Annotated in this window: 17 protein-coding genes; 8 read left to right on the forward strand and 9 right to left on the reverse strand. The window is 63.5% G+C overall.

Annotation, left to right across the window (positions count from 1 at the left end; all coding sequences use genetic code 11):
- Positions 1-38 precede the first annotated feature (38 nt).
- The 3 genes from KBZ33_RS13015 (at position 39) to KBZ33_RS13025 (ending at position 2100) form a co-directional block, all read left to right on the forward strand.
- Positions 39-659 (forward strand): siphovirus Gp157 family protein, encoded by a 621-nt coding sequence (locus KBZ33_RS13015; RefSeq protein WP_254953582.1) that lies wholly within the window; start codon positions 39-41, stop codon positions 657-659.
- A gap of 85 nt (positions 660-744) precedes the next feature.
- A complete protein-coding gene (locus KBZ33_RS13020) occupies positions 745-1752 on the forward strand; it encodes an RAD52 family DNA repair protein (protein WP_254953584.1) in 1008 nt (335 codons plus the stop codon).
- 66 nt (positions 1753-1818) lie between these two features.
- Positions 1819-2100, forward strand: coding sequence for a hypothetical protein (locus tag KBZ33_RS13025; RefSeq protein ID WP_254953585.1), 282 nt, complete (start codon positions 1819-1821; stop codon positions 2098-2100).
- A gap of 28 nt (positions 2101-2128) precedes the next feature.
- On the opposite strand, the gene KBZ33_RS13030 is transcribed toward KBZ33_RS13025, so the two are convergent.
- A complete protein-coding gene (locus tag KBZ33_RS13030; RefSeq protein ID WP_254953586.1) occupies positions 2129-3049 on the reverse strand; it encodes an Abi family protein in 921 nt (306 codons plus the stop codon).
- 195 nt (positions 3050-3244) lie between these two features.
- On the opposite strand from KBZ33_RS13030, the gene KBZ33_RS13035 reads away from it, so the two are divergent.
- The 3 genes from KBZ33_RS13035 to KBZ33_RS13045 are packed head-to-tail and all read left to right on the forward strand — an operon-like array spanning position 3245 to position 4534.
- Entirely contained in the window at positions 3245-3517 is a 273-nt protein-coding gene (locus KBZ33_RS13035; RefSeq protein ID WP_254953587.1) for a galactose oxidase, read from the forward strand.
- Between the two features lie 7 nt (positions 3518-3524).
- Entirely contained in the window at positions 3525-3812 is a 288-nt protein-coding gene (locus tag KBZ33_RS13040) for a DUF1651 domain-containing protein (protein ID WP_254953589.1), read from the forward strand.
- A 14-nt stretch (positions 3813-3826) separates the two neighbouring features.
- Complete coding sequence (locus tag KBZ33_RS13045) at positions 3827-4534, forward strand: cupin domain-containing protein (RefSeq protein ID WP_254953591.1); 708 nt, start codon at positions 3827-3829, stop codon at positions 4532-4534.
- Between the two features lie 79 nt (positions 4535-4613).
- Here KBZ33_RS13045 and KBZ33_RS13050 read toward each other — a convergent pair whose 3' ends face one another.
- The 8 genes from KBZ33_RS13050 to KBZ33_RS13085 form a co-directional block, all read right to left on the reverse strand.
- A complete protein-coding gene (locus tag KBZ33_RS13050) occupies positions 4614-5405 on the reverse strand; it encodes a class I SAM-dependent methyltransferase (protein WP_254953593.1) in 792 nt (263 codons plus the stop codon).
- Positions 5406-5693: 288 nt separating this feature from the next.
- Positions 5694-6440 carry a sulfite exporter TauE/SafE family protein gene (locus tag KBZ33_RS13055; RefSeq protein WP_396108473.1) on the reverse strand — a complete coding sequence of 249 codons (747 nt, stop codon included), beginning with the start codon at positions 6438-6440 and terminating at the stop codon, positions 5694-5696.
- A 199-nt stretch (positions 6441-6639) separates the two neighbouring features.
- Complete coding sequence (locus KBZ33_RS13060) at positions 6640-7197, reverse strand: DUF4236 domain-containing protein (protein WP_254953596.1); 558 nt, start codon at positions 7195-7197, stop codon at positions 6640-6642.
- A gap of 648 nt (positions 7198-7845) precedes the next feature.
- Positions 7846-8388 (reverse strand): hypothetical protein, encoded by a 543-nt coding sequence (locus tag KBZ33_RS13065; RefSeq protein WP_254953597.1) that lies wholly within the window; start codon positions 8386-8388, stop codon positions 7846-7848.
- 16 nt (positions 8389-8404) lie between these two features.
- Positions 8405-8599 carry a hypothetical protein gene (locus KBZ33_RS13070; protein ID WP_190549024.1) on the reverse strand — a complete coding sequence of 65 codons (195 nt, stop codon included), beginning with the start codon at positions 8597-8599 and terminating at the stop codon, positions 8405-8407.
- Positions 8600-8753: 154 nt separating this feature from the next.
- Positions 8754-8951, reverse strand: coding sequence for a hypothetical protein (locus KBZ33_RS13075; RefSeq protein WP_254953603.1), 198 nt, complete (start codon positions 8949-8951; stop codon positions 8754-8756).
- A 25-nt stretch (positions 8952-8976) separates the two neighbouring features.
- A complete protein-coding gene (locus KBZ33_RS13080) occupies positions 8977-9486 on the reverse strand; it encodes a hypothetical protein (protein WP_254953605.1) in 510 nt (169 codons plus the stop codon).
- Positions 9473-10159 (reverse strand): hypothetical protein, encoded by a 687-nt coding sequence (locus KBZ33_RS13085; protein WP_254953607.1) that lies wholly within the window; start codon positions 10157-10159, stop codon positions 9473-9475. Before KBZ33_RS13085 ends, KBZ33_RS13080 begins: the two co-directional genes overlap by 14 nt.
- Positions 10160-10463: 304 nt before the next feature.
- On the opposite strand from KBZ33_RS13085, the gene KBZ33_RS13090 reads away from it, so the two are divergent.
- Positions 10464-10679 carry a hypothetical protein gene (locus KBZ33_RS13090; RefSeq protein ID WP_254953609.1) on the forward strand — a complete coding sequence of 72 codons (216 nt, stop codon included), beginning with the start codon at positions 10464-10466 and terminating at the stop codon, positions 10677-10679.
- Between the two features lie 11 nt (positions 10680-10690).
- A complete protein-coding gene (locus tag KBZ33_RS13095) occupies positions 10691-11146 on the forward strand; it encodes a hypothetical protein (RefSeq protein ID WP_254953611.1) in 456 nt (151 codons plus the stop codon).
- The last annotated feature ends 75 nt before the right edge of the window (positions 11147-11221 follow it).

Raw genomic sequence — 11221 nt, forward strand, 5'->3', positions numbered from 1 at the left:
CCCCGTTCTTCTTGTCCCTTATCCCCATTCACCACCCCATGGCTGTTCTCACCGCCCCCGCCGCTCCTCTCACCCCGGCTCTTCCTCAGGCCACCGGCCCGTCATGCAACTTGCAGCGTTCCGGCTCCCTCTGGCGGCTGGGCATCGAGGCCCAGGAACTCACCACCGCCATCGGCCAGCTCGCCGAGCAGCTGGAAGCCGATGACGACGATTCCCGCGCACAGGCACTCGCCGAGCTGGAGGCTGCCCTGCTTGCAGAGGAAGGCAACAAGGCCGCCCTCGCCGCCAAGGCCGATGCCACCTGCTGGGTGATCGAGCACCTGCGTGGTCAGGCCGCCTACCGCCAGCAGCAGGCCAAGCGTCTCACTGAGCTCTCTCGATCCGATGCCTCCCGGGCCGACGCCCTCGAGGACTCCCTGGTCCTGGTCCTCACCCGGCTGCAGCCCACCGCCACCCGGTTCTCCTTTCCGAATCACGAGCTCAGTTCCCGCAAGTCCCAGGCCGTCGAGATCGACGACGAGGACGCCCTCGATTCCCAGTGGCTGAGCTTCTCCACCACCAGCAAGCCAGACAAGGCCGCCATCAAGGACGCCCTCAAAGCCGGCCAGCTCATCCCCGGCGCCCAGCTCCTCTCCCGCCGCTCCTGGCGCATCTGTTGAGCGGGGCACAGGCCCCATGCAACTGGGGTCCTGGCTGAGCAGCTGGGGCCCCCTCCCCTCCTCACACCCTTTCGCTTCCATCGCCATGACCGTCGCCGCTCCTTCCGCCAACGGGACCCGCACCACCAGCCGCCCCGCTCCTCCTCGACCGAGCCAGAGGCCGCCCTCGGCCCTGGAGCTGATCCGCTCAACTGACCGCGCCGTTGAGGCTCCAGCACCAACTTCGGCACCGGAAGCCCCCCAGGCTCCGCCTTCCGGCTTCTCCCCCGAGCAGCTCGCGGCGCTCTCCGCCCCACTCGATCGGGCCAACGTCCGTCAGCGCGAGCAAGGCCGATCGAAGGTCCACTACCTCGAAGGCTGGCAGGTGATCGCGGAAGCGAACCGCATCTTTGGCTTCGATGGCTGGCAGCGCCAGACCATCGCCGTCCGCTGCGTGGCCCAGGCCGAGCGGTTGATCGGCCGGGACCAGAAGCCTGGCTGGGGCGTCACCTACACCGCCCGTGTGCGCGTCACCGTCATCGCTGGAGGCCTGACACCCCTGGTTCGCGAGGGCAGCGGCGCCGGCCACGGCATCGACGTGGACCTGGGCCAGGCCCACGAATCCGCCCTAAAGGAAGCCGAGACCGACGCGATGAAACGGGCGCTCATGACCTTTGGGAACCCTTTTGGCCTCGCCCTCTATGACAAGGCGCAGCGCCAGGTCAGCAGCGCAGCAGGTCAGGGTGATGGGCTCCAGCGGCCTGGTGGGCAGCGGTCTTCTCTGAGTCGGCCGGTAGCTGGTTCTCCCTCCGCCGCCGCTGACTCCCCGGCTCAGGGCCGCACCCAGGCCACGGCCCCGACGCCTCCGCCATCAGCCCCGGCCGACTCCGGCCAGGTGGCCCTCGATGCCGAGACGATCCAGCACCTCCACAGCACCCTGCGGGCCCTGCCCCGGCCACTGCTGGAGAGCCTGACCCGGGCCTTCCGCAAGCGGTTTCAGGTGCCCGAGGAGGCGGTGACCATCGCCGATCGGATCAACCAGAAGTGTCACCACGACTGGATTGAGGCGTTCCTCGTGCAGCACCAGCGGCACGAGGAGTCTCCGCAAGGCTGACCGGATCAGACTTCCAGTTCAGCCATCAGGCCGTGGCAGCTGTTGCGGCCTCACTTCTTCATCCCCATGCGTCATTCCCTGGGCCGGGTCGTCGCCACCGCGGCCATCGCCGCAGCGGTATCGGAGGCCGTGATCATTGGCCTGCTCGATCGCCATGCCGCCCGCGACTGGGGCGATCTCGATGCCGAGGACAAGGCCGCCAACGACGCTGATCACAGCCAGGCAGAAGGCCGGCTCTTCTCCAGCTACGACACCGAGGACCACGGCACCATCTGGGTGATCACAGAAGATCTGCGCGGCGAAGGCGGCGGACCGATCACTACGGTCTTGTTCCCAGAGGATTATTGATCAACCATTCACGATTCGGCGAGTCGGATCAGCTCCAGATCTGTTGCTGGTACCAGCCCACCGGGCAGCCCATGGCTTCTTGCTGCTCGCTTGGCATGGGTGAAATGACTGTCGCCATGCGCGAGGGCCAGGTGCTGAGAGGAGCGACCTTGCGCACGATGACAGCCATCACGACAAGGTAGTTGTACAGCTTCTTGGATGGTTGGACCCCTTCTCCGTCGGCATCCTCCATCACAAGGAGGTTCTGGACCTTCTTGATCTTCGGGAGTCGCTTCACGATCAGACGGTTCCACAACCTGCCGTGGTGGGCGCTGATGTTGCGTAGCAGATTCAAGGAGTGCAATACACCATTTAGTATCTGAGCCGATGGCATTCCCAGGGATCGCGCCACCTTCGTCTTGCTGTCCAGCTCTGTTGCAGCAATCCAGGCGCGCAGCGTGCCAAGGGAGATCAACTCGGTCATGGCCCAGATCGGGGGCAGCTCGGGCTCTGAATAGGTCTGCCGGTAATGAATCACGAAGGTTTCATTGCTCTGCTGCATCTGACCACGCAGTTGCTCGATCTGTTCACCGTGATTAAAGTCAGATCTGAACAGCAGCGGGTCGAGGTAACAGTGGGGCCCATGCTTCATACTCATTTCCTGAACCCAGGCTGATCTGGCAGCGATTTCGATCCGCTCTATTGCGTCAATCACTAGCAACCGAATCAGTCGGTCCTTGTTGTAGAGCTCAATCACCTGCTCAAAACTGGAGCCAGGCTTGAAACTGTGGCTTCTGGTCTCCCCTGGAGCCGGAGGTTCTTCAAAGAACAGCCAGTACGCGCTCAACCTGTAGTAACCGATCAGGCTGAGCGCGTTCAGCGCCAGCTCCTCTGACCCAACCCGCAGCCCTCGATCGCTTAACTGCTGGAGCTGGTCGGGAATGTTCAGCGGAGGCTTGGAGTACCTCAACAAACGTCCGCTGGAAAGAGTGACCCCCCTGTTTGGGCATGCCGGAGGCCGGCAGAGGCCTGGGGGGTGTTGCTGACGGAAAGATAGCAGGCGGGTCAACGGTCCCGATGTCGACCCAGCAAAACCGCAGCAGCCAGGGGACCGGAAGCGTGCTAGTACATGTGTACGCTTTTGGAGAGGGCCATGGGTGGTCCCTTGTCTCGGCCTGCGGCCCTGGTCGCGCAGCTTGAAGGTCCAGTTGAGGAGTGGCCCTATCTCGATGAGGCTGTGCTGCTCAAGACCCGTAGTCGCAAGGTCTGCATGACCTGCCACTGGTTCCGACACCACGCCGGGGTGAACTGCATCCCGGTGCTCACCTGCCAGCTGCACCAGGGGCTGATCGCCCATGGCGAGCACCTCACCAACCGCTGCCAGGGTTGGACCGACGACCAGGTGCGGCAGAAGGGCTGGGCGCCTGAGGTGGCCTGAACGGCAGATGAACGTCACGGACAGGCCCGGCCGACCACCGCTCTCTCCGCAGGAGGGCTGGCTGAGCGACGGCCGCCAGGTGCTGCACTTCAGACCACGGCGTTACGACCGTTGGAGTCAGAGCCTGGAGGTGACCTTCGGGGAGGTGATGGCCGGCGGTGAGCCGCCACTGCTCAAGAAGCGCAGGGAGCTGACGCGTGAGCAGGCGATCAAGCTCTGGGCCCAGAAGCGCCAGCAGGGCTGGCAGCCTTGCGCGCCCCAGTGGCTGCCGCCAGTGCCGCTGTCGCCGGGCTGAGCAGAATCGAGGCCATGGAGCTCCATGCAGACCTCAGCCAGCGCGCAGTGCTCGACAGCAACGCCCTGGACTGGACCCCATCGCCAATGGCAGGGGTGGAGCGGCGGATGCTGGATCGCCGCGGCGAGGAAGTGGCCCGGGCCACCTCACTCGTGCGCTACGCCCCCGGCAGTCGCTTTGAGCGCCACAGCCATGGCGGCGGCGAGGAGATCCTGGTGCTGGATGGCACCTTCTCCGATGAGCAGGGCGACTACCCAGCCGGCACCTACCTGCGCAATCCGGTTGGCTCCAGCCATGCTCCCTTCAGTGAGGCGGGCTGCACGATCCTGGTGAAGCTCCACCAGATGCACCAGGCCGATCAGCAACGGCAGGTGATCGACACCACCAACGCCGTCTGGGTGCCCGGTCTGGTGAGTGGGCTGGAGGTGCTTCCCCTGCACGGCTTTGGCTCGGAGCACATGGCCCTGGTGCGGTGGGCACCGGGCACGGTGTTCCAGCCCCATGGACACCCCGGCGGCGAGGAGATCTTCGTGCTGGAGGGCGTGTTTCAGGACGAGCACGGCACCTACCCGGCCGGCAGCTGGCTGCGCAGTCCGCCCGGCAGCGTGCACCGGCCCTGGAGTGAGGCGGGCTGCACGATCTGGGTCAAGACCGGCCACCTGCCGGCAACGCTGGGGCCCGATGGCTCAGAAGAGGGAATCCAGAGTCTCCAGGAAGGCTGATTCTTCTGGGCTCGTTTCCAGGGAAAGCAAGGCCTTTGCAGTGTCGGAAGCGGTCATAACGAGCGATTCAGTAGACGTATCAAAGGCTTGGCACTGTGCCCCGGATGGCATGGGCCCGCCCTGTCAGGCTGATCGAGCCGCTGCCGGATGGCTGGAGGCGGGCTTGCAGCAGCTCACGGAAGCGGGTGTGTTCCTCCTCGCTCATAGCCGCGAGGGCCTGACCGGCGCTCGGCCCCCCGAGGACCGTGTTCCAGAGGTCGTCGAAGTCGGTGTAAGTGCGTTCTACCGTGATCACTCTGGTGTAGATGTCGCCCAGGCCGGCGGTGACCCAGAGATCGCTCAGCGCTTCAAGGCGGGAGGAGCTGACACTGGGCGGCAGGGGAATGGCCTTGCCGACAGCGCCCAGGGTTTCATTCACGCTCTGATACGGGAAGCCCCCACCCTCCATGTCCCAGGCATAGGCGGCCACGGTTCCACCGGGGGCCACGACCCGTGCCATTTCAGCGACACCCTGTACCGGTTCCGGCACGAAGAAGATCACCAACGGCATGACCGCAAGATCAAATGCCTCGTCTGGAAACGGCAGGTCCATGGCGTCGGCGTTCACAAAGTCCACGCTCTGCAGCAGTGGATGCTGCCGGGCATAGGCGAGTTGCGCCTCCGATGGGTCGATGCCAACGAGCGCGAGCGGTTTGTTCTGCTCGGCGATCAGTTGCGTGAAGGCACCATTCCCACAGCCCACATCCAGCCAGCGCTGGCCCTCGTTCGGGGCGATCCAGTCGAGAAATTCCTTGCCGACGAGGCGACTCCAGACCCCCATGAAGCGGTCATAGCCGGCCCCATCGGTGAAACGGATGGGTTCACTGGTCATGGCCATCGGATTCCAAGGGGTTCAGGGCTGCGGTTCGCTCACGCTGGCACTTCGAGGTCGCTGCCGGTGCCTCACCTTGCCAAGGCCAGGCTGACAGCCATCGGTTGGGTGAGAGCGCCTGGTCCGGCTGGGTGGCCTGGCCTGAGCGCGGTGAACTACAACAAGACCCGGAGCACTGGCCGCGGGCATTTACCTGCTAAGCCGTAGTGCCGCTCAAAGGGGATCGGGCGTAGCTGTACGGTCGGTTGATTGAAAGACTTCCCTTTTACGGCTTGAATCAGCTTGGATTCAACCATGCGAACCAAGCAGTTTCAGTGCCGCCAGCACTAACACGAAGGCGAGTATTCGACGGATCAATGCCACGGGCCAATGACGACTACCCAGCCTTGAGCCCAAGCTGCCGCCAATCACTACCGCCGCGATCCATCCGAACAGCGAGGTGTTCAGAACTGCTGTGAGAGCAGTCGGGCGATTCCAGGTAAGGCCTGCCAGGCCAGACAAGGAGTTAATCAGGATAAACAGTATCGAAGTTGCTGCAGCCTGGCGGGTATCGCACCACTTGGCCAGCAGGAGAAGTGGCGTAAGGAAAACACCTCCACCTGTGCCGGTAAGACCAGCCAATAGACCGAGGATGCCACCGCTGGTCACAAGAACTGAACGACTGGGTTGACGCAGGCTTGCCGGGTCCTTACTCACAGTACCCAACCGCCATGCCGTGAAAACCAGGACAATTCCCATCAAACGCTGAAACCATATCCCGGGCAGGTTGAGCCAGCCGCCAAGGAATGATGCCGGAATTGCCAATAGATAGACTGGCCAGATAATTCGCCAGGGCAAATGGCCCGCCCTCAGAAAATTCCAACAGCCAATGCTTGCCACCACTATATTCAGGATCAGGGCGACAGGTTTAATCGTCTCCGGAAGTAGACCGCATAATGTCATCAGAGCGATATAGCCCGATGCTCCGGCATGCCCCACCACTGCGTAGAGGAAGGCCACTACTGCGAAGCCTGCTGAGAGCGCAAGGTTCAGCACAACGTCATTGCTGGTGCAGAAGCAAAGTCGTGCCCGTATCTCAGCACCTGATCAGGGCCCGTTGAAAAAAGCCAGGCTTGTGCCAGGCAGGCAGCATTTTCGGTCATGTGCCCTCTGGCTAGGAATGAATGGGCCAGTCAGGCGGCCCCTTGCAATGAAGCGCAGCGCACGTTTCACGGGGAAGCCCATGTCTGCGCAATCAGCCCCAGCCGTTGGCCAGGCGTGCCGCCTCCTGCGCGGCCGTGATGCAGCGCTGGGCGCGGCGTTTGGCATCGTCCTGTCCCTGGGCCCGCAGCACATAGGCCTCCATGGCCTCCGGGGTCTCGATCAGAGCAAGCAGGCCAGAGGTTCGTGCAGGTAAGGAGCCATCGGCGAGTAGGCGGCTCACCAGGCCGTGGTCCCACAGTTGCTCCCCCGTGGAACCGGGAGCGAACAGCTCCTGGCGCAGCATGGCCAGCAGCGACTGCTTGAGGGCATCGAGCTGACCGGGCCGCAGCCGGCGGCTGTTGGGCAGGCCCCCCGCAGGACCGGCCGGGATCGCGGTGGGGATCGCAGCGGCGCGATTGGGGGTGTGCTCCACGCTCCAGCTCAGGCCGGTGCCCGGCAGCCCCACGGTGGTGCGGGGCCCACCGCTGCGATTCACCGGGATGTTGAACGAGGCCCCGCGGCCACCGACGGAGATCGAGCTCAGTCCCCCGCTGGAGAAGTTGAACCTCAGCGGGCCCAGGCGGGCGGAACGGCGGAGACGGAAGCCCATGGCAATCAGCGGGTTGGCTCGCAGGAATGGCTCGAGCAGGGTTCAGGTTGCCGCGTGGATGCAGCCGTCCGCAAATCCATGCGCCCAGCGCATAGAACCGCCGGTGCTGCAGCCTCTCCGAGGAGTAGAGGGGCGCCTAAGAAGCATTGCACTGACTTGGTTTCTGGTGGTACGGGAACAGGTACTCCAGCGGGCCACCACCACCTGAAAAAGGGCGTACTTTGAAGTTGAGGGGAGGCCCGGGAGCCAACCCGACCCTCGCCCTCCAACAGAGTCCGGCCGTGGAGCACCCGAGCCGGTGCTCACAGCGGAGGTGCGCCAACGATGCGACACACACAAGGTGAACTCGGTGACGCGGCGCGAGCGTCATCCCGTAGTTGCAGAGAGCGATACGCCAGCTCTGTTTCCCGCGTGTTGAAACCCCGGGCTGTAGTACCCGAGCTGGGATCACAACCGAGAAGGTCAAGCCCCGAGCGTCTCTTCTCCCAGACGTGATCCCCATTCCTTCCCTGCCAGGCCCAAGACAGGTGATGCGTGAAGCCACAGACACCCGACCGGCAGTCCTTGGTGTGAGGAGGTGACCGCCGCAACCGGTGCCAAGGCGCCCCCCACGGGGCGCCTTCTTTGTTGGGGTGTCAATCAACAGGCCTATGTCATCCCATCAACTCGAAAATAGCCAAGGATCATCTCCGGGTTGCGGATGGCGATCTGCACATGCGTTCTGTCACGAAAGCCTGCGCCCGGATAAACCAACTCGCCTTCTTCAAACACTCCATAGACGGTGTCGTACGCATCCATGCTTTTGTTCTCACGGATCTTGTGCACCATCTGGATCACGGCACAGTCCAGCTGACGCTTCATGAAGATGCCGTTTTCTCGAACAGAATTCACGGGCAGTGGTGTGCCTGCTGCTGCGGAAATGCCAAGGGTGGCCTCATAGGCAAGGGCCAATTCATTCATCACTCCGTAGTCGGTCAGATTGAGGCAGTTGCCCGGGTAGGCAAAAGCGCCGATCACCGATGGGGAGGATCTACGGAGATTGGCCCAGGACAAAGCCCGCTCTGGGCTGTCAACCCAGAAGTAGATGCCGTTGCCGAGCCAGTCGTAATCATTTTCGCTGGGCTGAAGTGTTGCCTGTCCACTCAGAACGGATTCAGCAACATCCTTGTCGCAGCCATGAAACAGCACCAAGGGGCCCAGACTGTTCTTAGGCCGACCGGGCATCCTGACTGCGGTACGGAGGGGTGAGCTGGCCATCAGCGTCGATCAGGCCAGCATCCATCAAGAATTGACGGGCCAGAGCAGGGTCGCGCAACTCCTCCAGGAGCGCATCGATCTGCTCACGCCGCAGCGGCCCAGAGGCTGGGGTGGAGGGAGGCCTGCTTGGGGTGGAGAGCGTCATGCGATGGAGAGGGTCCAGTGCTGGACACTGCCAGGCGAGCGGGGGTGGTGGACTCGTTGGCTGATTTCTGACGATAGATGGATGCCAGGGCGGCGGTCTGTGAGTTCCGCAACCTTCATCATTACTGCGCGGGCGCTGGCCCGTTGCCTGCAGATCACTCCTCAGGCTCCGGGCTGAGGGGCGGCAGCCGCCGCTCCACCTGCAGAAACACCAGCCAGGCCACACCGGCACTGATGCCTCCGGTCCAGTCGTTGCGCAGCAGCTCCACCACTGCCACCGTGCTGGCGCCGATGCGCAGGCCGCGCAGCAGGAAGCGGCCCAGCTTCGCCAGCGACTCCCGGTTCACCGTCATCAACTGGGACCAGCGCAGAGGAGCTTCAGGTTGGCGGAGCAGCCGGCGGCAGCAACCGCTCGATCGCTTCCGGGGCCACGCCCACCTGCTGAGCGATCAGCAGCACCAGTTGCTCCAAACGAACAAGGCGCTGCTCCAGGGCCTGGAGCTCAGCGGTGCCGGCCTTGCCGCGCGTATCTCCCGTGCCCTTCCCACCTGAAGGGGTTTTGGTCTTGGGAGGGGGCAGCAAGGACAGAGGCGGCGGGCCGTTGGGATCCGCCAGCAGCAGCCCCACCATCACGTCCTTCCGGGCGCGCTTGGCCACCTTGATCCCCCTTTGTGCGCAGAGCTCCTGGAGGACATCGCCTTTCAGTGCCAGCAGCTGGGCTTCCGTGGCGGGAGGGCCGCCCTCGGGCGGGATCAAGGCGCGGGGTTCCTCGACGGCGGCGGCGCCATCACCCAGCTCCTCCGCCAGGCCGCGATAGAGCCGGGCATCGGCCTGGGCCAGCTCACGCAGGGCGGAGCGCATGGTGTCGGCAATCTCACCCATGGTCATCGGCTCCTTTGGTTTGATCCTGGGGCTGCGGCTGGGGCAGGGGCTGCTGAGGTGGCTGCAGCTGAGCGTCTGTGGGCTCGGCCGGCTGCTGGGGCTGATTCCCGTTCGTGCTGACGTCGATGGGCCCCGGCACACCGTCCCCGGGCGGCGGGGTTGTCGCGATTGCGGGTCCATGGCCGTTGCCGCCTGGTGGCAGTGGCGGCGTGCCCAGCAGATCTTTCGATTTGTCGATCAGCTGCTGCTGCTTCTGCTTGAGATCGCCGAGGCGATCCTTGGTGCGGCCCCAGCGATTGATGAAATGAATCACGGCCCGCATCAGATCACCGAGATAGCCGCCGCCTTGAAAGGTATGGCGACCTTTCTTGTAGCGGCTAAAGCCATTCACCAGATCATCACCGGCATCTTCGATGTCACCGGCAATGGCCGTCACGATCTCCAGGAGCTCATAGAGTTCCTTGCGATGGGGCAGATCACGGCTGGCCAGGGCCGTGATTCGCTCCTTGAGGAGGGCTGTTTCATCCTTGGCCTTGTTGGCCAGGCGCCGGTGCTGGGCGCGGCTGCGCATCAGGCTGGAGTAGCAATTCCTCAGCTCCAGGTAGGTGCTGTTGAGCACCTCACGTTCCAGTGGTTCCGGATCTGGTGGGAAATCAGAGGTTGGGGGCAGGAAGACCATGCCAGGCAGCACATCGGCTTCCATCTTCTGAATGCAGCTGCAAGGTGCGGCGATTCACCGGAGGCTGGATCTATTCGTGTGGTGAATAGTTCCGGCATCACCCCGCGTGACGACTGAGGCGAGAGGGGTGCTGAAAAAGCTGCAGATCCGCAGCAATCTTCATAATCTCGCCGGAATCGTCCGAACAAAGCGGAATCAGTCCGCCCAAGGCCGACTGATTCCGCTGCTCTTTCGCAGGAGAACTGATCCGAAACGGGGTTAGCGGGCTGAGGCTGTGCTCGCTGACACCTGCTCCCCTCTCGCCATGCCCCAGATCGACCTGCTCCTGGCTGCTGAGCTGCTGGTGGTGCTGCTGCTCATGGCCACCATGGACGCACCCTCCCCTCGGGCGAGGGCGGCAGAGCCACCGGTGCAGGAGCCAGAGCCGCCCGTGCATTGGTCTGCCGAGACCGACCTGCATGCTCAACGCATCCTGCGGCTGGAGAGCCGCCGGACCGCAGGCCCGGCTCCTCTGCGCTGAGGTCTGCAGCGATGACGCTCCTTAGGATCGGTTGGCTATCTGGTGCTGGTCAGGAGGGTTTTGGGATGCTCGGCGGTGCAGACCAGAAAGCCCTCTTTGATTACTGGCACGACCGGGTGCGGCTGACCAACCTCAACCGCCTGGGGGCTCGCGAGCATGTCACCACCCAGGAGCTGCGGCATGAGTGCACCAACTACGACGAACTGCGGCGGCTGAAAGCTGTTCAGGAACTCGATGAACTGGAGCGCTGCCGCGTCATCGCGATCATCAAATACGAGTGCACCGCCAAGGTGCTGCAGCGCCGCACAGGGCTGTTGCGTGACTACGCCCGCCAATGTGAAGAACAGGCCCTCGATCACCGCCAGAAGGAGAGAGGGTTGCTGGCCCTCATCACCAAGCTCAAAGACATCCTTAAGAGTTTGCGGAAAAACCGTCTAAGCAGTCGTGTTTTCCCATCTCCGAGCTGATTTCTCGGTGATTTCGTCAGATGGGTTCAGTTCGAGCGCTCAGACAGCCCGATTTCGCCGCATTTTGACTGTTTT

Origin of the sequence: Cyanobium sp. Cruz-8D1, assembly GCF_024345975.1 — a bacterium.
Taxonomy (GTDB): domain Bacteria; phylum Cyanobacteriota; class Cyanobacteriia; order PCC-6307; family Cyanobiaceae; genus Cyanobium.